Here is a 19,994-nt window from a genome sequence, read left to right as displayed (position 1 = left end):
CATGAGGGAGGCATCAATGAAAAAGAATCACAAGAGAATCATCAGCTCTGTGATGGCAGCATCGCTCGCCGTAAGTATGGCGGCATGCTCCGGATCGGGCACAACCTCTACGACCGCCCCGGAGACCACCGGCGCCGCGGAATCTTCCGCGGAGGAGACCAAACCGGCACTTATCCCGGCATATCCGGTCGATGATTTCCAGACGGTCGATTCTGAAGGAAACCGCATTACGGACAACCGCGAGGCCACCAGCAAGAAGGCTATGGCCGTAGCTTCCAAGTATGAAGTTTCCCAGGTCGGCGCGGAGATCCTGAAGAAGGGCGGAAATGCCGTTGACGCTGCTGTCGCCATGGGATTTGCCCTCGGCGTATGCGAGCCCTTCACCTCCGGCCTCGGCGGCGGCGGAATCGCCACGATCCACACGGCGGATGGCAAGAACTATTTCGTCGATTTCCGTGAGGTTGCGCCGGCAGCGGCAACGCTCGACAAGTATGTCGACGCGAACGGTGAGCCGAACGACAATGCCAAGGAAGGCGGCCTTGCTTCCGGTGTTCCGGGCGAGTGCGCCGGCCTTCTGTACATGCTGGAAAATTACGGCACGATGACCCGCGCCGAGGTTATGGAACCCGCCATCCGCATCGCCCGCGAGGGATTCACGGTTTCTACCTACTGCGCAAACGCGATCAACGACGCCTACGAAACCGCCCAGAAGTACCCGGAGATGCAGAAGGTTTACTGGGATGAGAACGAGCTGCCCTACGGCGCAGGTTCTGTGATCAATAACCCGGATCTTGCGGACACCCTGCAGAAAATCTCCGACCAGGGTGCTGACGTCTTCTACAAGGGCGAGATCGGCCAGGCACTCGTTGACTCTCTTGCGGAGTACGACGGCGTCATGACCATGGACGACCTGGCAAATTATCAGGTGCTCGAGCACGACCCGGTCGAGGGCGATTACCGCGGCTACAAGCTGATCTCCTCCCCGCCGCCGTCCTCCGGTGGTACCCACCTGATCGAGATCCTGAACATTCTGGAAAATTATGACATCGGCTCCATGCAGATCAATTCCCCGGAGTACGTCCACTATTTCGCCGAGGCCTTCAAGCTTGCCTTCGCGGATCGCGCGAAGTATATGGCGGACACCGCATTTACCGATGTCCCGCTGGCAGGCCTGACCAGCCAGGAGTACGCGAACCAGCGCGCTGCCCTGATCAATCCTGACCAGGCGATGGAAGAAGCTGCTCCGGACGACCCGACGGTCTATGAGCACACCGACACCACGCACTTCTCCGTCGGCGATATCGACGGAAACTGCGTAGCAGTGACCAAGACGATCAACTACTACTTTGGAAGCGGCGTCATGGTAAAGGGCTGCGGCTTCATGATGAACAACCAGATGGGCGACTTCTCCACCGACAAGGACAGCGTCAATGTGATCGAGCCGGGCAAGAAACCGCTCTCTTCCATGAGCCCGACCATCGTCCTCAACGCGGACGGCAGCCCGTTCATGATCACCGGTACCCCGGGCGGCTCCAGAATCTTCTCTTCTGTTGCCCAGACGATCTCCCGTGTCATCGACAGCAAGATGTCCCTGCACGACGCGATCTGCGTGCCGAAGATCTGGAACTGCAGCAACAAGAACAAGCTGGAATATGAGAAACCGCTCAAGGGCTTTGAGCAGTACGCCCTGACCGATGACACCATCGCAAAGCTCCAGGAAATGGGTCATGGCGAAATCAAGTCCGCCGCGAGCGGCAGCGTGAACTCCATCATCTATAACGGAGACGGCACCATCACCGGCGTCGGCGACCCGAGACAGGACGGCAAAGCGGTCGGTGTAGACTGATCCCGAACCAAAGATCGAATGGATCACGAATAGGAAAATGCAGCTGCCGTATCTGATGCGGCAGCTGTCCATCAACAAACATCAAAAAAGGAACGAAGGAATCCGGCCCACGGGCCGGATTCCTTCGTTCCTTTTTCTTTCCCCTGTTCAGCAGATGCAAAGGGAGCGCCCAGAACCCTCAGGCGCCTAAAACCCCTTACCTCGCGGGGCAAAGCTCCGCAAGATAAGGGGTTTGGAATCATCAGCTATTCTGATTATTCCCCGAAGAACAGCTTCAGGTCATCATCGACGGTTCCGATTCCCGCGATGCCGAAGTTGTCTACCAGTACCTTGGCAACATTCGGGGAAAGGAATGCCGGCAGTGTCGGGCCGAGGTGGATGTTCTTGACACCCAGGTACAGCAGCGCCAGGAGGACGATGACGGCTTTCTGCTCATACCAGGCAATGTTGAAGGCAAGCGGAAGGTCGTTGATATCGTCGAGGCCGAAAATCTCCTTGAGCTTCAGGGCGATCAGCGCCAGGGAGTAGGAGTCGTTGCACTGTCCCGCGTCGAGCACACGCGGAATCCCGTTGATATCGCCGAGATTCAGCTTGTTGTACTTGTACTTCGCGCATCCGGCGGTCAGGATCACGACATCCTTCGGCAGCCGCTTCGCGAACTCGGTGTAGTACTCTCTGCTCTTCTGTCTGCCGTCGCATCCGGCCATCACGACGAACTTCCGGATCGCGCCGGACTTCACCGCGTCGACAACCTTGTCCGCCAGCGCAAAGACCTGCTCATGGGCAAATCCGCCGGTGATGGTTCCGGTCTCAATCTCCGTCGGTGCCGGGCATTTCTTCGCCTGGGCAATAATCGCGGAGAAATCCTTGGTCTCCCCGTAAGCGCCATCGATATGGCGGCATCCCGGGAATCCGGCGGCACCGGTTGTCCAGAGGCGGTCCTTATAGCTCTCCGCCGGAGGAACTACGCAGTTGGTCGTCATCAGGATCGGGCCGTTGAACTTCTCAAATTCTTCCTTCTGCTTCCACCAGGCATTGCCGTAGTTCCCGGCAAAGTTCGGATACTTCTTGAATGCCGGATAATAGTGTGCCGGGAGCATCTCGGAGTGGGTGTACACATCAACACCGGTTCCCTGGGTCTGCTCAAGCAGCATCTCCAGATCGCGGAGGTCATGGCCGGAGATCAGGATGCCCGGATTCTTGCGGACGCCGATGTCGACCTGGGTAATTTCCGGATTGCCGTAAGCCCCGGTATTCGCCTTATCAAGCAGAGCCATGCCCTGAACGCCGTATTTTCCAGTTTCCAGCGTGAGGGAAACCAGGTCATTGACGGTGAGGGAATCATCCAGCGTCTTCGCAAGCGCCTTCTGGATAAATGCGTCAACCTCTTCGTCGTCCTGGAGCAGGGCGTTCGCGTGCTTGGAATATGCGGAAAGTCCCTTGAGCCCGTAGGTGATCAGCTCGCGCAGGGAACGGATGTCCTCATCCTTGGTCGCAAGAACGCCGACCTCTTTCGCTTTCGCGTCATAAGTATCCGGCGTGCCATTCCAGGAAGCCGCTTCCGGAAGGCCTTCTTTATTGTCAAGTCCCGCGAGCAGCTCCTGCTTTACGGAAACCGTCTCCTCGATGGCCTTGCGGATCGCCTCACGGTCGAAGTTCGCGTTGGTGATCGTGATAAAGAGGTTTCTCGTCACCATGTGGTTGACATCCTTCGAAACCGTCTTTCCTTCCTCGCGCATCCGGGTTGCTACCGCGGACAGGCCTTTGGTCACATAGATCAGAAGATCCTGCATCGCCGCAACTTCCGGCTTCTTTCCGCAGACACCGGAAATTGTGCAGCCCTTGCACCCGGCAGTTTCCTGACACTGATAGCAGAACATCCTATTTTCCATCATCAAACCTCCTCGATCGCCCCAACCGGGCATCCGTCCTTCGCCTCCGCAGCCGCAGCCTGCTGCTCCTCCGGCACATCGATATCCTTCGCGACAGCAGTTCCCTCATCGCTCATGGAGAAAATCTCCGGGCAGGTCGATGCGCACAGCCCACAGCCGATGCAGTTCTCATTTACCTTGTATCTCATCATTTGCCTCCTTATTGAAGAGTGACCAGAAGTGCCATTTTAAACTTTCCATCCGCCTGGACAGCATGCATGCCGCCTCGCGCGAAGCGGAAGTTCTCTCCCGCCTTGATCGGGTGGTCTTCGCCTTCGTACCGGATGACTGCCTTTCCGTCCAGCACAAAAATCAGGGCGTCGCCAGGCGCGGCGTGCTCTGAAAGCCCGCAGCCTGCGTCAAAGGCCATCACCACAAATTTCATATTGTCGTTGTTGATCACGTCCATATTGACGATTTTGCCCGCCTGATACGGCACGAGATCCGCAAGCCGGAAAACTTCCCCCGGCTTTACCGCTCCATTCATCATCGGCATCTGCCTCCTTCGGTTGTTTGCAGCTTTCTTTGCATTTCTGTGGACAGTATAGCCGGGGAAGGAAAGAAAGTATGTTGTTATGACAACATAAATCATCCCCCCCCGCAAACTCGTGAAGTATAGTTTGCCGGGGAAATGATTTGCCGGGGGAAATTGTTTGCCGGGGGAATGATTTGCCGGGGGGAATTGTTTGCCGGGGGATGATTCCCCCGGAGATTGCTTACAGGCAGAAAACCTCACTCAGAAGCTGCCTGCCGGCCTTCGTCTTCATGATTTTGTCCCGGAAGTTCCTGATCGTATCCCTGTCCCAGCCATTTTCCGACGCATTGGCGATATAATCCGCTTCGATGAGGATCTGGTAATCTATGCCGTCAATTTCAGAATAGGTATGGTGATGCCCGACGAGAAACGCAACCCGGTCAACCTGCGCCGCGCCAAGGCCTGTGCCTTCGAGGAATTTCCGCACCAGCGGACCGCCCTCCGCCTCCTGATATTTGCCGTTGGTATTCCCGTATTTTTCCCGGCAGAGCGGGCAGGCAATGTCGTGGGTGATCGCCGCGGCCTCGATGATGAACTGCGTGTCCTGATCGACCCCCTCCAGTTTTCCGATTGTCCTGGCATAAGTCCACACGCGGATGAAGTGGTCAATATCGTGGATATTGCCCTCGGAAAATACTATCATTTTTTCTGCAAGCTGTGATATGGTCATCATGTTTTTTCCTTTCCCTTACGGTAACCTGGTATCCCCAGGATCTCCTGTATCTGCGCAAGATTTTCGGCAAAATAGATTCCTTTCTGCCGCTCCGCGGAAGATAACCCTTCCGCAATCATGTGCTCCAGCATCGCTTTCAGATGATCATAATAGCCGTTCAAATTGTACAGAATACAGGGCGCATCCAGCTGCTTCAGGGAGACCCTTGACATCACCTCGGCAATTTCCTCCAGTGTCCCGGTTCCGCCGGGGAACGCAATAAACGCATCGCCGAGCTCCATCATCTTATTCTTGCGCTCTGACATATTTTTCGTCACAATCAGTTTTGTCAGCCCTTCATGCTCGAATTTCTGATCCATAAAGCACTGCGGCTCAACTCCGGTAACCTTGCCGCCCGCGCTGAGCACACTGTCCGCGAGTGTTCCCATTAACCCGCCTTGGGAACCGCCATAGACCAGCGCATGGCCATTTTCCCCTATCCATGTTCCGAGCTCTGTGGCGGCCTCCCGCAATGTCGGGTTGTTTCCTTCATTAGCGCCGAGATATACGGTAATGTTCATCATCATCCTCTTTTCGCTGCGGGCTGCACGCGGCCTGGACGCAGGTGTCCCGCATGGAAAACGCGTGAAGTCTCACACGACTAAAGTCGCGTGCTTCCATACCACCTTCCGGCAGTAATGGACTCGCTGACCACAGATACAGTTAAGATACCGATACCCTATGCCGCAGCATGGAGTTCTGCGTCTAAACGAATGAGTGTGGACAGTGTGCAGGTACTTCTCTTTGCACATCCGGGAACTTTTGCCTGGATGCGCTGCCCTTCCGTTACCGGAAGGGACTTTAAGATCTCACGCACAAAATATCGTGACCCGATATTGTAGCTGGCATTGAGATCGCAGTTGTATACCTTGCCTGTCTGAAACTCACACAGGCTGTAATTCCCATTTGTCTTGGAAGACTCCCTGCCGCGCAGGATCCTGCCGGAGCCGTCAAACGCAAGACGTGAGGTCCCCCAGGCATTGATCCTGCTGATCCGCATGGAAAGGGCGTGCGCCTTGTCGCTGACAATCGCCTGTACACGTCTTGCCTTCCATAAGTGCAGGCGCTGACGTTTTGAGCCGCGTTTCCTGCCGCTAAGGTCGAGGTGTTCGAAGACAATCGTATCAGCGCTGTACAGGACAGCGGTATCAAGAATGAACTGCGCTGTCTTTACGGCAATATCATCATTCACACCATCAGCAAGCTTCCATAAGCGGCGCACGCTTCTCGAGCCATGCCGCTGCGCGTATTTTATGTGCGATACCTTGCGGGTAAGAGAGTCGTACTCTCTTGGAAGGCGGAGAACTCGTCTTCCAAGGATCGTGCCATCCGGCCGCATGACCGAACATACACAGCAGCTGTTCATGCCAAGATCGACCGCCACTATGGTCTGATTGAAAATCTCTGTATTGTGCAGCTTACCTTCCTGCTGAAATGGAAAATCCAGATACCAGCACTTGCCACGTTTCTGAAGCGTAGGTACACATTCCTTTCGAAACTGGCAGTGGCGCAGGATATAATCCACATCCGTTTTGCGGAGGCGGACTGTGATCCAATCCCATGTGTTGCGGACAAAAGCTTTGATCCGTGCGGTGTAATGATCCACGCGGACATAGCAGTTGCCTCTGTACAGGGCAGGGCACACAAAGCCCGCCTTCGGGAAACCGGGTCTTGCGCCCCTGGTACGGGGATCGGAAGATTCCCAGTTTGCAAGGTTTGATCTGTAGGAAGACACCTTTCCAAAGGCTTCCGCAATTCCCGCTCTTCGTAAGTAGCTGGGAAACTTGTAGAACCCGGTGCCAAAGTCGTATTTCACAGCAGGGCGCTTCTTCGTCGCAACAGACAATGCTTCCGCTGTATTAACCGCCGCTTTCTGCGTTGTGATCGTGCAAAAGGCAGCATCCCACTCACCGTTAATGACGGAAATGTAAAAATCCACAGCTTTCCTGTAGAGATCAACCGTATCTTTCAGGGCACGGGATATGCCGTTCTTATTTAGTTTCACGGAATACGTGGCAGTCAGCTTCATGATTTCGCTTTCTGAGAATGAATATAGTGCTCAACCATTTCCCTTGTTCGGTCACTTACCGTGACAATACAATAGGATGGATTCCATAAGTGCCCGCCCCAAAGGCTGGATTTCAGTTCCGGATGATGAATAAACATCCATCTTGCTGTATTGCCCTTCAGGATTTTGATCATATTCGACGGGCAGAATTGCGGCTTACAGGATATGAGCAGATGTACATGGTCCGGCATGACTTCCATAGCCTGAATACTGAAATCGTAATCTGCCGCAATCTGCATCAGATACGCTTTCAGGTCATCGTCGATGCCGTGCCGAAGGACAGCTTTACGATATTTTGTACACCATACAATGTGATACTGAATGCTGTACACATATCCACGACCATATGTAAGAGCATTTTCTCTTGTATCATAAACACTTTTATCCATGTAATTATTATAGCATATGCAGTGGTAATTGGCACCTGCATGATCTAAAAAGTTTCTAAATTCTTCTACCGGCTAAATCATGACTGAAGTCACGAGAATGCGCCGGTAAATTTTCAACAAATTTATTCCTAGTTTCATGACTAGTTTAGCGAAGGATGGGATTCCCGGCAACTGGTTCTCCACTTTTCATGGTTTTTCCTCTTATCTTCCGCGGCAGTTTGTGCCGTTTTATGGACAATATATGCCAAAGCTCTTAACGGGCAATAAAAGTATGCTACCATATTTTCAGATAGTTTGTCTTATTTTTGTTGTTAATTCGGAATTGAAACGATATTTCGAGACGAAGGAGGAAAAGCGCATGAAAAAAATGAGCAGAACACTGCCCACAGCCGTCTTTAGCCTTGTCCTGATCGCAGGAATGACAGCTTGCTCAGGCGGACAGGCTTCTGTACAGCCAGAAACCACGACACCGGCAGAGACCACTGCACAGACCGTTCAGAAAGACGCCGGGGAAACTCCGCTTAATCTCAACACCTGGCTGATGGAAAACTCCGAAATCACAACCAATGAGTGGACAAAACAGCAACAGCGTACGCTGAAAGTAGACAGAAAACGGGTAAATGATCATCCGATCGAAGGATACATGACCTATACGCTTCCCTCCGGCCGTACCTGCAAAATGTACATTGGGAAACATTCTGCCCTGCGCGCTTATATTACCGTGCTCGCGCTTCCGGATGGCGTGACGGACACGCTGCAGTTCCTCAAAGATCAGGGATGGACGGATCTTGCCGATGAATATGGCGAACTGATTTTTGTCCTAGAACCGCAGAACGGAAAATGGGGCTCTCCGGAAGATGAAGCGGGCTATCTCAATGACTGTCTGGCAGAGACGGTGTCCAATGACGCATTCGGGCTGCGAGAGAAAAATCCCGGCGGTATTGTGACCAGAGGGAGCTTTCAGACCGAGGATGGGATGATGGTTTCCGCTTTCACCGGTCATTCCTGTAATTATTATGTCGGCTACAAAGAAGGATGTGCGCCTCTTGAATCATGGACTTCGGCGAACCCGTGCTATGTTGCCGGGCAGGCCTTTATCGGCGGGACTTCTGCCGGCAATGACATTCTCTCATCCAACGCTGCCCGCCAGTATAACGGCATCAATACAGGCGGTTACTATCCCGGCCTTGATGACAATTCCTTCCATATGGAACTGATCAAGCTGAGAGATGAAGGGGTGATCTCGTCAGACAGCTTCATCACAAACAACGACATTCCGGTTCCTACACTTTTTGCCGGCTATGCGGATGACGATCCGAGTGTTGTCTACTGGAAGGAGGTTAATGATACAGAGGACACGGCAAAAGATGGTGTATACCATCAAAAATCGGATTCCGACGCATGGCAGACGGAGTATAATAATACTGTCGTCAAAGATCTGGGATGCAGCTACGGAATTTCGGAGGTCAAGATTGCAGACAATACGGACATGCCTGCCAGCGAAATCCGTGATTTCCTCTCTATGTATACCAGGTACACCAATGTATTCGCCTATAGCAATACACTCGGCCTGAGGACCGATTACTATCCGGTAATGCACAAAGCCCGGGAAGCTGCTGAATCCGGGACTGCGCTCGATAACGTTGCCTTCCAGTCTGTAGAAGGGGCAGAAAAAACCGTGGAAATCCGCGCACTGGAATCCGCGCGTCTCTCCATTCCGTTTTTGGACAACCGAAATGAAGGTGATGTATTCTCCTGCGTGACAGCATTTAATGATTATGATGGAGATGGCACGTTGGATCCCAGAGAATGTCTCATCTACGTGCCCGACAGTGCAAAGGATCATGCTGATCCCAATGGAGTCCCGGTAGTCCTGATCTGCCCGGGGAGTACACAGGCTTCCTGTACGTTCTTTGACTGCTCATACTGGTGGAACATCGCCAATCAGAAAAAATGCGCATTTGCCATTCTCGGACAGTTCTGCAACAGCAATGCGGCATCCTTAAGTTATGGGGATCAGAATGACAGCGCTGATTTCTGCAGATCCACGCTGGCCATTATGGAAGGAACGATTGCTGAAAAAGAGGGCATCAAGATTGACCCGACCCGGGTATATGGAAGCGGCCATTCCGCGGGCTGCCGTCTGATCCAGACACTTACTCACACGACGGAATCAGGATATTTTGCCGCTGTCGGCAGTACATCCTTCCCGAACGCGGATTTTTCCTTTGAAAATGGTATGCCGTCTTACCTGTCTGTCGGCCAGGCAGATATCAGTGAACCTCTGCCGAACCCGTTCAGCCGTGACCTGGTCAAAGAGCCATGGATTGTGACCAAAGACAGTGCAATCTATAATTGGGTACATGATTGCCTGAAAGATAACGGTATCGACTGGGCATTCACCGCCGATGACAAGGAAAGCTTCCTGGCTACCTGTATGGATTACACGGAAACTGGCAGATATCATACCTACACCTGGGCTGACAAGACAAGTAGTGTTCCCATTGTCCGGTTTAACCGTACCATTGCCCGTGAACACAACTGTATCCCGGTGGAATTTTCCTTCGCATGGGATTTCATCTCCAAATACCGGCTGCAGGATGGAAAACGGTATTACAGCCCATCAGCATTTACAGACGCCGGAGACACCGTGCAGGTCGACACGGACAAAAATGATATTCATGACTAAAGGCCTTCTTGGGAATTTCCAATATAGCCATAATGATTTGAGGTAACCCGAAAGCAGAAAATGGATCAGAGAGGACAGGTACAGGGACTTGTCCTCTCCTTTGTTCTTTCCTATCCCTAATATGCCCCGCAATGGAGGTTCTGGAATGATCCGGATCGCACTGGTAGATGATAATCCAAAAGAATTGGCTGATCTTCGGGATAAAATAGGAGAATCACTAACCGCCCTGAACGCTGAATTTTCGCTGGATACCTATGAAAACGGAAGCGCTTTGCTCGAAGCTTATCACGCGCAATACCATCTTCTCTGTCTGGATATTGATATGCCGGTTATGGATGGCATGACATTGGCCGGAAAAATCCGGGAAATGGATTCCCATGTCCTGATCATGTTTATTACGAATCTTGCCCAGATGGCCATTCGGGGATATGAAGTTCATGCGATAGATTTTGTTCTGAAACCCATCAATGTGTATGCGTTGACATTGAAGCTTCGAAGGATTCTCAGATATCTGCAGCAACGGCAGGACATCAGCCTGGTATTGGAAACCGCCGATGGGATGGAAAAAATTTCAAGCCGGGATCTCTACTATGTAGAAGTCAATGGCCATTACCTGTCCTTTCACGCGAAACAGGGGGTATTCCGCGTCCGGAAAACCATGCATGACATCGAAGAAGAACTGGGACAGCAATCTTTCTATAAATGCAATAAATGTTATCTGGTGAATTTGCATTATGTAAACGCGATCAATAAAGACGAGGTTCGTATCGGAACAGAGTGGCTCAAAATCAGCCGTCCGAGAAAAAGACAGTTTCTTCAAGCTATCGCTGACTATCTGGAAGGAGGCAACACCTGATGTCCTATTTATGGGGTCCTTATCAAATGCTTGCTGCTTGCACTCTCTTTATCCTCACTGCCAGCAGAAGCATCAATGCCTTCCGCCGTATGATTATCGGTTTCATGGCTACAATTCTGCTCTATTTTCTTCTGCCGCTCCGCAGCTGGGCACAAAATATCGTGCTCTGGCAAATTTTCTGGGCTTGCTTTCTCCTGCTATGTATTCCCCTGGTCCGCTTCTGCCTCCACTGCCACTGGCGGCAGGCCATATATACCGTGATTTGTTCCCTGGCATTGCAGCATATTTTTCTCTGCTTAAAATTCATTTACCGCCTGTTTAATCCACCGGCAGTTCTCCCGGAACTTATCATCCTGGTCATATTATACACATTCGCCTTCCGTTTTCTTGCTGTCCGGCTGTTCACTGATTCCTTCTGGAAAATGAAACATCTGGATGTGCCTTCTTCTCTTGTCGTACTTCTTCTGGTTTTTGGTGTGACGATGCAGGGGGACATTCACCCAATTCTGCCTTCTCTCGCCTATGAGCTGGCTGACATCACCTGCTGTTCTTATGTCCTGTGGATGCAGGCTGTCCAACAGGAACGGCAGCTTCTTGAGCGGGAAAAGGAAAATCTCGAAATCCTCGTCTCCCAGCAGGCACGGCAGTATGAGATCACCAGCAGCATGATTGACCGGATCAACCAGAAATGTCATGATATCAAACATCAAATCCTTGGTGCCGTAGGAAATGAAGAAAACAATTCCTTAAAGGCATATCTGCACAGCCTTGCGGACAACATCATGGTTTACGACACCGCTATCCGGACAGGAAACAAGGCGCTGGATACCGTGCTGATGGAAAAAGGATTGATCTGCAGGGATAAGCACATCCAGTGGACCTGCATGGCTGACGGCTCCGGCATCTCCTTTATTCGTCCTGGTGATCTCTATACGCTCTTTGGTAATCTGGTGGACAACGCGATTGAAGCATCTGAAAAAATTGATGATGTTGATCAGCGGGTGATTAACGTCAAGGTCTCGGTTCATGAATCATTATTGATGATACTGGTGGAAAACCTGTTCACCGGAGAAATTGTATTTGACCATGGATTTCCGCTCACCACAAAAACAGACGGGGAAGAACACGGCTACGGTGTAAAAAGTGTCGATTATATCGCCCGTTCTTATGGCGGCTCGCTGAACATCTCGGCGAAAGATCACATCTGCCAGGCAAAGCTCCTGATCCCGATTCCCGGGGGCAGCACGAAATAAAGATCATCGCTGCCATTTTGTCATTGATATTCGACATGATGCCGTCCATTTGCCAATTTCTAAACACTTGACAACCTGTTCCGGGAGATGGACTAGCCCAGAGGACATTTTTCCCGCTTCCTCAGCGATACTTCACCGCCGTGCCGTAAACCATCACTTCCGCCGCGCTCTGCATGATGGAAGAAGTGGTATACCGCACATCAACGATGGCATCCGCCCCCATCTGCTGTGCTTCCTCAATCATCCGCTGGGTGGCGATATCCCGCGCGTCCGCCATCATCTCATTATACCTTTTGAGCTCCCCGCCGATCAGAGTCTTTAAGCTTGCCCCGATGTCATGCGCCACATTGACGGTCTGGATGGTGCTCCCCTTCACAAGGCCGAGCGTTTCGAGTTCCCTGCCGGAAATATACTCTGTAGTGACTAGTATCATGGCATTACCTCCTGATCCCGCGGCAAAATCACCGTCGGGTATGCTTCGTTGATGTGCTTCCAGCACGGGCAGTCCTTATCGTGGTCATTGATGATCCCGCAGGCCTGAAGGTGGGAATAGATCGTGACCGCGCCCACGTATTTGAAGCCGCGCTTTTTCAGATCCCTGCTGATCCTGTCGGAGAGGCCGTTGCTCACCGGGATCGCCCCGGTGTCATGCCCCTGATAGAGAATCGTTTTGCCTTCTGTGAAGCTCCAGAAATACGCACTGAGGCTGCCATATTCCCCGCGGATCTTCTGAGCTTCGCGTGCATTCTTGATCACTGCCCGGACCTTGCGCGGGGAGCGGATCATGCCCCCGGTATTCAGGATGCGCTCGACATCCGCGTCACCATAGGCCGCGATCCTGTCATAATCGAAATGATCAAAACATTTTTGAAAGATTTCCCACTTTTTCAGCATCAGATCCCAGGAGAGGCCGCACTGCAGGCACTCTAGGGTCAGATGTTCGAACATGTGCCGGTCATCATGGACCGGGATGCCCCACTCCGTATCATGGTAAATTCGATTTGCCTCATTTAGCCCGGCCCAGCTGCAATATCCCATAGTTTCTTCCCTTTCGTCCTCGTCTCCCCGGAAGATTCGCCCGGGGCAGCCGGCAGACGCGCCTGCCGGCTGCAGTCTTTTCCCCATTTCCTGCAGTCTTTTCCCCATTTCTTCGATCATATCGCATGGGAAGCCGGATTGCAAACGAACTTCGGCAGCATCGGCGGGCAGCTGGCAAAGCCGTCCGCTTGCTGCCGTTTTGCAGGCTGCCCCCCGCATGTACTGAACAGGGAGAAAGTGTGCTATGATGAGGATAGCTTGACCATGATTTCCGTCCATTCTTAAAAAGGAGGCGCTAACTATCCATGCCGCTGACCACATTTTCCGAATTACCTTATGAGCGCATTGATTTTGACCGGGTTTCGAAGGAGCTCCGGACGCTCTGTGAAAAGCTCGACCGGGCGGATTCCGGGGAAGCCCAGTTTGCCGTGCATCAGCAATTTTACCGGATCTACAATCATGTGCTGACCGAACAGCAGATCGCGATGATCCGGAGCGACATCGACATGTCCGATGCCTTTTATTCCGCCGAGCAGAGATTTTACGATGAAAACATGCCCGCCTTCCAGAACCTGGTCACCATGTACCGGAAAAAGCTCTATGAATCTCCCTTCCGCCCGTGGCTGGAGGAAAAAATCGGGAAAGTTGCCTTCCGCAATATCGAACTCGCCATGAAATCGGTAGATGCGAAGCTCATCCCACTGATGCAGGAGGAGAACCGGCTGCAGACCGAATATAACCAGCTGCTCGCCGGCGCCAGGATCGACTGGCAGGGCGAAGGGCTGAACCTGTCCCTGATGCAGCCTTATCTGACCGCCGCGGACCGCGCTGTCCGCGGGGAAGCCTGGGAGAAATACTCCGCCTTCTTTGCCCTGCACCAGGAGGAGCTGGATGACATCTACGACAGGCTTGTCAAAAACCGCACCGAACAGGGCCGCCTGATGGGCTATGAGAATTATCTGCCCCTCGGCTATGCGCGCATGAACCGGAACAGCTATGGGCGGTCCGACCTCATGAATTTCCGCCTCCAGGTTAAGCGGGATCTTGTCCCATTTGCCGAAAAGCTCCACGAGCGCCGCAGGATCCGCCTGGGGCTCAGCCATCTGAGCTATATCGACGAAGAGATCTATTTCCCGGAGGGAAATCCCGCGCCGGCAGGCACCCCGCAGGATATTCTGGACGCCGGGCTTCGCATGTACCGGGAGTTGTCCCCGGAGACCGCGGAATTCATGGACTTTATGTGCCGCCACGGGCTTTTTGATGTGCTGGGGAGAAAGAACAAAAAAACCGGCGGCTATATGACCACGCTGCCGGATTACCATGCGCCCTTTATTTTTGCCAATTTTAACGGAACCTCCGGCGACGCGGAGGTGATCACTCATGAATGCGGCCATGCTTTCCAGGGGTATCTCACATACCCGGACCCGATCATTGAGCATAACGACATCACCGCTGAGACGGCAGAAACCCATTCCATGGCGATGGAATTTTTCACCGAGCCCTGGATGAACCTGCTCTTCGGCTCCCGGGCAAATGACTATATGCGGATGCATTTCGAAAGTTCTGTTCTCTTCATTCCTTACGGCACGATGGTGGATGAGTTCCAGGATATCTGTTATGCGAACCCGGATCTCACGCCCAAGGCGCGGCACGGGGTATGGCGGGATCTGGAGCGCCAGTATAAGCCGCATCTGGATTATACCGGGAATCCCTACTACGAAAATGGCGGTTTCTGGCAGCGGAAGCATCACATCTACGACTGCCCGCTGTATTACATCGAGTACTGCATCGCCGGGACGAACGCGCTGCAGTATAAGATCCGCATGGATCAGGACTACCGTGCCGCCTGGGAGAGTTACCTGAAGCTCTGCCGCCTCTCCGCGAAAGACTTCTTCGACGGCCTGATGAAAGAGGCCGGGCTGGTCAACCCGCTGGAGGACGGCTGTCTGCGCTATGTCGTCAGCAAGCTCGAATCCCGCCTGTGACGCGCGGAAAGCCAGCAAGACTGAACAAAAATACTATACAGACAACAGAAGGAGCGTATTATGAGAGACGAATATGATATCGAGAATTTGAATCCGAGAAGGAATCCTTATTCCAAGCGTTTGAAAAAGCAGGTAACTCTCTATATCAATGAAGATACCATAAAATATTTCCGAGCGCTTGCAGAAAAAAAGGGGATTCCTTATCAGACGCTAATTAATCTCTATCTCTCTGATTGTGCAGAACATAAACGTGAACTTCAGATGAACTGGGATTAATACTATCCTTGATTCTCCGCATCATTTTTTCACCCTGTCCTTCAAGTCCTTGCCTGGCCGGAAACGGATAATTTTTGACGAAGCGATCGTTATCCTCTCCCCTGTTCGCGGGTTTCTCCCCTCTCTCTGCGCGCGCTCGGAGACTTCAAAGACCCCGAACCCGGGGAGGACAACTTTCTCCCCTGCTTCAAGCGCTTCCTTGATGGTATCGAGAAAAGCATCGGCTTCCCTCGCCGCGACAGCTTTAGTGATCTGATTTTTCCTGGCAAATTCTGCAATAACTTCTTTTTTGTTCATGATTTTCCTTTCCGGGCAGATTCTTCCCGCCCTTGGCCATCATTTCCCCGGTTCACCGCGACTGTTTTTCGACACTGTAATCATACTAATTTTCTTTCCGAGAATTGTCTATGTATTCACGCTTTTTCGTTAATATAAAATCTTTACACAATGTAAACTGATAACTTTACACGTTGTCAAGATTCTCTATCTTCTTCTTTTTCTCATCCTGCGTTAAAATACATCTAACGCGTTTTATTCACACTCTTTTGCCATCACCTCACAACGCACTCTGTTGCCGGAGGAGAAGAAAGGAACACAGCTTTTGGAAATCGATACGCAAACGAGAATCGCCGAGGCGCTTCTCGATCTCGCGCTGGAAAATCCGACGAAACCCGTCTTTTCCATGTGCGAGATTGCCCGGCGGGCAGGCATTTCCCGCCAGGCAATCTATCAGAAGCATTACAAAAATTGCGCGGATATTGTGAAATACCTGCGCAACCAGATGACCAGCCAAATCACCGCCGTTTTCCAGCAGTATGATCCTTCTTCCGGGCAGAACGCATTCGATTACTTCGCTTATTGTGTCATTCCCACGATTTACCCAGACCGAAGACTCCTCCGGTGCTTCCTCACTACCGCGATTGATCCCACATGGCGCAGCTTCATCCTGAAAACCTATGGAAAATGGGGGTTGGATCACTATGACACGCGGGGGAAGGAATATCACTTGTCCGATGAGGCTGTCATGCAATTCCTGATTGAATCTACAATGGCCATCGTGGAAACCTGGCTCTCCCAGGAAAATCCTACTCCCCCGGATCAGTTTTCCGATGATTTTCTAAAAATTGTGCGGACACCGATATACGACCTGATCACGCCCCGATAAGAGAGCCGGAGCCCATCCCCACCGAACCCTTGTGGAGGCCTGAACTCCGTTCGCCTCCACCCATGTCTCATTGCGAACTTACCCTTTCCGCGCTATGATGGTCTTACCAAAACAACTGGCAGACCTGACCGGAGGACTTGGCACTGCGAAGTCCCCAAGCGACTGAAAGGAGCACCTCATGAGCAAGCATTTATCCCCAGAAATCCGTGTCCCGATTGAGCCGGGAAATCCTTCCGTTGAGCGTATCGAGGAAAAGTGTATCAAATGTGGGAATTGCAGAGACATTTGCCGCGATTACATCTCTGTCCTCGGATATTATGACCTTGCGCACACGGACGACACCGCGGTCTGCATCCATTGCGGCCAGTGCGCCAATGTCTGTCCGACCGGCGCGATCCGGGAGACCCCGGAGACAGCGTATGTGAAGGCTGCCATCAAGGATCCGGAGAAGGTCGTCATCGTCAGCACCTCCCCGTCGGTGCGGATTTCCCTGGGGGAAGAGTTCGGCATGCCTGACGGCAGCTTCGTGGAAGGGAAAATGGTCGCGCTCCTCCGAAGGCTCGGCGCGGACTATGTGCTCGACACCAATTTCGGTGCCGACCTCACGATCGTCGAGGAGGCGAGCGAGCTGGTGGAACGGATCACCCGCAGGGATCCCGCGCGCCCGCTTCCGCAGTTCACATCCTGCTGCCCGGCGTGGGTGAAATTTGCCGAGATGTATTATCCGGAACTTCTGCCGCACATCTCCACCGCGAAGAGCCCGATCGGCATGCAGGGACCGACGATCAAAACGTATTTTGCCAAAAAAATGGGCATTGACCCGAAGTCGATCGTCAATGTCGCGCTGACGCCGTGTACCGCGAAGAAGTACGAAATCCGCCGGGAGGAAATGCATGCCGCCGGCAGGTATCTCGGAATCGAGGATATCCGCGACATGGATTATGTCATCACGACGCGGGAGCTCGCCGCCTGGGCGAAGGAGGAAGCTATCGACTTCCCGTCCCTTGCGGACAGCAGCTACGATCCGCTGATGGGCGAGGCGTCCGGTGCCGGGGTGATTTTCGGCAATACCGGCGGCGTCATGGAGGCTGCCCTGCGCACAGCGTACGCCTATATCACCAAAACCCCGGCTCCCGAAAAGCTCTATGAGCTCACGCCGGTCCGCGGGATGGACGGCTTCCGCGAGGCTTCCGTGAAAATCGGGGACATGGACGTCAATGTCGCCGTCCTCTATGGGACAGCCAATGTCCGCAAATTTCTCGACAGGCAGAGGACAAACCCGAAGGATTACGCCTTTGTCGAGGTCATGACCTGCCCGGGCGGCTGTATCGGCGGCGGCGGACAGCCGAAGGGGACGCAGGAGAAGGGAAATGCCCTGCTCAAAGAGCGCATCGACGGCCTCTATGCGCGCGACGCCTCCATGGCGCCCGCCAAACGCGCAAGCCATGAGAATTCGGAGATCCTGGCGCTCTACCAGTCCTTCTACGGGAAGCCGCTGAGCGAGCTGGCAGAAAAAATGCTCCATACCGCGTATTTCGACCGCAGCGCGCTCCTCGGCGAAGATGCGGGAAAGTTCCAGCATTATCAGGATCTGCACCCGGGGCAGGATAACACAGCCGGCGCCGCGGGACAAAATACAGCGTCCGGCGCCGCCGGGATGAACGCGCCGGCAGGCGGCGCCGCGGGAGATCTGGCGGCTTCCGCCGGGGTTCCCGGCCGGATCCTTGCCCATGTCCGCCCGGAAAACCTGAATACGGTCAGGGTTTGGAAGTGCACGGTCTGTGGCGAGGTGCATATCGGCTCCGAACCGCCTGCCGAGTGCCCGGTCTGCCACCAGGGAAAAGATGTCTTCATCGAGATCACCGGCGAGGTGACCCTGTTCCGGGATGGAGACGGGAAGAAGCTCTGGGAATGTGATGTCTGCCACTACCTGACAGAAGGCGAACAGGCGCCGGCAGAGTGCCATCTCTGCCACCAGGACAGCAGCCATTTCCATCAGGTGATTGCGTGGAAGTGCACCATCTGCCAGGAGATCGTCATCGCCACGGCACCGCCCGTCGAATGCCCGGTCTGCCATCAAGGAAGCAGCGTATTTAGCGCGCTGTAATGATTTGAGGAAAAAGACGCGAGAATAGCATGTAACGGTGGAAACCTGCGCGCAGACTTCGTCTGCGCGCCATGGAAAAATCCGCGCATGGAAAAATCCGCGCATGGAAAAATCCCGGAGAGCCACAGGATACCGGTTCTCCGGGATTTTCTGTTAACATCGAATCTGTTCGGCACATGACGGAGCTTCGGGGTTACAATTAGCCGCTTACCGGACAAGAAATGTGAGCAGGACAAGGTGGACGCCGATCGCGAGCGGAACGCCGACCCGGAAGCGCATTTTTCTCACCTTATGGTGACAGATTCCCATCGCCAGGAGGCCGCCGGCTCCACCTCCAAGGAAACAAAGCCCCAGAAGGACATTTTCCCGGATTCTCCAGGCGCCCATGACCGCCTTCACCTTGTCGATGGCAAAGGCGCCGAACGCCGCGAGATTGATCACGGCATAATAGGAACACAGAACCTTGTGCGAATCATAGAAATCCATCATATCTTCTATCCTGCCGAAAGTGTCTGCTTTCCTTACTCATAGTGCGTCCACATCCTTTTCACGAAAACAATCCCTTCATATAGATTTCCGGCTTGATCCGCCCACCTTTCTTCATTCGCCAGCACGGAATAAACAAGACGATGCTGGATATTCACTCGTCTGGAATAATTTCCCTGAAGATTCCCCACGAGCTTTTCATAAGCTGGCGGATTTTGAAACGGATCAACGCGAAGAATATTCAACAGCCTTTTCGCCTGTAGGTCCAGTCCGGCAGATTTCAAAAGCTTTTTATCTTTTTCAGCTCTCTTGCTGAATTTAACCAGATACATCACCACGCCTCATCCGGATCATAATCCGAACAATCCGAGAGATTTTCTTTGTCTGCATCCTGAATACTCTCTGCCAAACCCGGAAACGAGTTCAGATACAGCGTTTCCTGCAATGCATTCCAGTCATCTTCTGATAACAGAACCGCATTTCTGCCATGGCAGTTCGTGATTGTAATTGGCATACTGCTGTCATTGACTTCAGAAATCAGTTTATACAGATTCTTTCTTGCCGTTGTCGCATTCACAGACGTCATAGAATACATCATCTCCCTTCTGACCTCATTATAGCATACGTTTTTGCGTACGCAAATGGATCTTCGTACCAG

General features: G+C 52.8%; 21 protein-coding genes. 8 read left to right on the top strand and 13 right to left on the bottom strand.

The features are described 5' to 3' along the window. Positions 1-16: 16 nt before the first annotated feature. Positions 17-1,846 (top strand): gamma-glutamyltransferase, encoded by a 1,830-nt coding sequence (gene ggt / locus ISF27_RS06580; protein ID WP_194610335.1) that lies wholly within the window; start codon positions 17-19, stop codon positions 1,844-1,846. Between the two features lie 254 nt (positions 1,847-2,100). Here ggt and hcp read toward each other — a convergent pair whose 3' ends face one another. The 7 genes from hcp to tnpA form a co-directional block, all read right to left on the bottom strand. After that, positions 2,101-3,738: a hydroxylamine reductase gene (gene hcp / locus ISF27_RS06575; RefSeq protein ID WP_194610333.1), complete on the bottom strand. Its 1,638-nt coding sequence runs from the start codon at positions 3,736-3,738 to the stop codon at positions 2,101-2,103. A 2-nt stretch (positions 3,739-3,740) separates the two neighbouring features. Continuing rightward, complete coding sequence (locus tag ISF27_RS06570; RefSeq protein WP_194610331.1) at positions 3,741-3,926, bottom strand: ferredoxin; 186 nt, start codon at positions 3,924-3,926, stop codon at positions 3,741-3,743. A gap of 11 nt (positions 3,927-3,937) precedes the next feature. Continuing rightward, complete coding sequence (locus tag ISF27_RS06565; protein WP_407926061.1) at positions 3,938-4,267, bottom strand: cupin domain-containing protein; 330 nt, start codon at positions 4,265-4,267, stop codon at positions 3,938-3,940. 226 nt (positions 4,268-4,493) lie between these two features. After that, positions 4,494-4,955, bottom strand: coding sequence for an HD domain-containing protein (locus ISF27_RS06560; protein ID WP_235986056.1), 462 nt, complete (start codon positions 4,953-4,955; stop codon positions 4,494-4,496). A 26-nt stretch (positions 4,956-4,981) separates the two neighbouring features. Continuing rightward, complete coding sequence (locus tag ISF27_RS06555) at positions 4,982-5,545, bottom strand: LOG family protein (protein WP_194610324.1); 564 nt, start codon at positions 5,543-5,545, stop codon at positions 4,982-4,984. A gap of 158 nt (positions 5,546-5,703) precedes the next feature. Then, positions 5,704-7,053, bottom strand: coding sequence for a transposase (locus ISF27_RS06550; RefSeq protein ID WP_194610322.1), 1,350 nt, complete (start codon positions 7,051-7,053; stop codon positions 5,704-5,706). After that, complete coding sequence (gene tnpA, locus ISF27_RS06545) at positions 7,050-7,481, bottom strand: IS200/IS605 family transposase (protein WP_194610320.1); 432 nt, start codon at positions 7,479-7,481, stop codon at positions 7,050-7,052. Before tnpA ends, ISF27_RS06550 begins: the two co-directional genes overlap by 4 nt. Positions 7,482-7,839: 358 nt before the next feature. Here tnpA and ISF27_RS06540 point away from each other — a divergent pair, with 358 nt between their 5' ends. From ISF27_RS06540 to ISF27_RS06530, 3 genes are all read left to right on the top strand, one after another. Continuing rightward, entirely contained in the window at positions 7,840-10,170 is a 2,331-nt protein-coding gene (locus tag ISF27_RS06540; RefSeq protein WP_194610318.1) for a hypothetical protein, read from the top strand. A gap of 145 nt (positions 10,171-10,315) precedes the next feature. After that, entirely contained in the window at positions 10,316-11,026 is a 711-nt protein-coding gene (locus ISF27_RS06535; protein WP_194610316.1) for a LytR/AlgR family response regulator transcription factor, read from the top strand. A gap of 422 nt (positions 11,027-11,448) precedes the next feature. Continuing rightward, the gene (locus tag ISF27_RS06530; protein ID WP_194610314.1) at positions 11,449-12,279 is read left to right on the top strand and encodes an ATP-binding protein; all 831 of its coding nucleotides are present in this window, start codon (positions 11,449-11,451) and stop codon (positions 12,277-12,279) included. Positions 12,280-12,400: 121 nt separating this feature from the next. Here the strand turns inward: ISF27_RS06530 and ISF27_RS06525 are convergent, their stop codons facing one another. Both ISF27_RS06525 and ISF27_RS06520 read right to left on the bottom strand, forming a co-directional pair. Further along, on the bottom strand, positions 12,401-12,712 hold the full coding sequence (locus ISF27_RS06525) for a YbjQ family protein (protein WP_194610312.1): 312 nt from the start codon (positions 12,710-12,712) through the stop codon (positions 12,401-12,403). Then, positions 12,709-13,437 (bottom strand): DNA-3-methyladenine glycosylase I, encoded by a 729-nt coding sequence (locus ISF27_RS06520; RefSeq protein ID WP_407926060.1) that lies wholly within the window; start codon positions 13,435-13,437, stop codon positions 12,709-12,711. Before ISF27_RS06520 ends, ISF27_RS06525 begins: the two co-directional genes overlap by 4 nt. A 185-nt stretch (positions 13,438-13,622) precedes the next feature. On the opposite strand from ISF27_RS06520, the gene ISF27_RS06515 reads away from it, so the two are divergent. Both ISF27_RS06515 and ISF27_RS06510 read left to right on the top strand, forming a co-directional pair. After that, complete coding sequence (locus ISF27_RS06515) at positions 13,623-15,302, top strand: M3 family oligoendopeptidase (RefSeq protein WP_194610310.1); 1,680 nt, start codon at positions 13,623-13,625, stop codon at positions 15,300-15,302. A 60-nt stretch (positions 15,303-15,362) separates the two neighbouring features. Next, on the top strand, positions 15,363-15,578 hold the full coding sequence (locus tag ISF27_RS06510; protein ID WP_194610308.1) for a BrnA antitoxin family protein: 216 nt from the start codon (positions 15,363-15,365) through the stop codon (positions 15,576-15,578). 21 nt (positions 15,579-15,599) lie between these two features. Here the strand turns inward: ISF27_RS06510 and ISF27_RS06505 are convergent, their stop codons facing one another. Further along, positions 15,600-15,875, bottom strand: coding sequence for an HU family DNA-binding protein (locus tag ISF27_RS06505; RefSeq protein WP_194610306.1), 276 nt, complete (start codon positions 15,873-15,875; stop codon positions 15,600-15,602). A gap of 304 nt (positions 15,876-16,179) precedes the next feature. Here ISF27_RS06505 and ISF27_RS06500 point away from each other — a divergent pair, with 304 nt between their 5' ends. Continuing rightward, on the top strand, positions 16,180-16,743 hold the full coding sequence (locus tag ISF27_RS06500) for a TetR/AcrR family transcriptional regulator (RefSeq protein WP_194610304.1): 564 nt from the start codon (positions 16,180-16,182) through the stop codon (positions 16,741-16,743). 178 nt (positions 16,744-16,921) lie between these two features. After that, on the top strand, positions 16,922-18,850 hold the full coding sequence (locus tag ISF27_RS06495; protein ID WP_194610302.1) for a [FeFe] hydrogenase, group A: 1,929 nt from the start codon (positions 16,922-16,924) through the stop codon (positions 18,848-18,850). A gap of 207 nt (positions 18,851-19,057) precedes the next feature. Here ISF27_RS06495 and ISF27_RS06490 read toward each other — a convergent pair whose 3' ends face one another. Genes ISF27_RS06490 through ISF27_RS06480 form a run of 3 tightly spaced genes read right to left on the bottom strand, consistent with a single transcriptional unit; the run spans position 19,058 to position 19,913 of the window. Further along, on the bottom strand, positions 19,058-19,339 hold the full coding sequence (locus ISF27_RS06490; RefSeq protein ID WP_235986055.1) for a DUF1294 domain-containing protein: 282 nt from the start codon (positions 19,337-19,339) through the stop codon (positions 19,058-19,060). Between the two features lie 32 nt (positions 19,340-19,371). Then, a complete protein-coding gene (locus tag ISF27_RS06485) occupies positions 19,372-19,668 on the bottom strand; it encodes a Txe/YoeB family addiction module toxin (RefSeq protein WP_194610300.1) in 297 nt (98 codons plus the stop codon). Continuing rightward, on the bottom strand, positions 19,668-19,913 hold the full coding sequence (locus tag ISF27_RS06480) for a type II toxin-antitoxin system Phd/YefM family antitoxin (RefSeq protein ID WP_456236836.1): 246 nt from the start codon (positions 19,911-19,913) through the stop codon (positions 19,668-19,670). The genes ISF27_RS06485 and ISF27_RS06480 overlap by 1 nt, the downstream gene beginning before the upstream one ends. Between the last annotated feature and the right edge of the window lie 81 nt (positions 19,914-19,994).

The organism is Clostridium vitabionis (assembly GCF_015351765.1).
GTDB lineage: Bacteria > Bacillota > Clostridia > Lachnospirales > Lachnospiraceae > Clostridium_R > Clostridium_R vitabionis.
The sequence above is the reverse complement of the archived record's forward strand: the minus strand, read 5'-3'. Positions and strand labels throughout refer to the sequence as shown.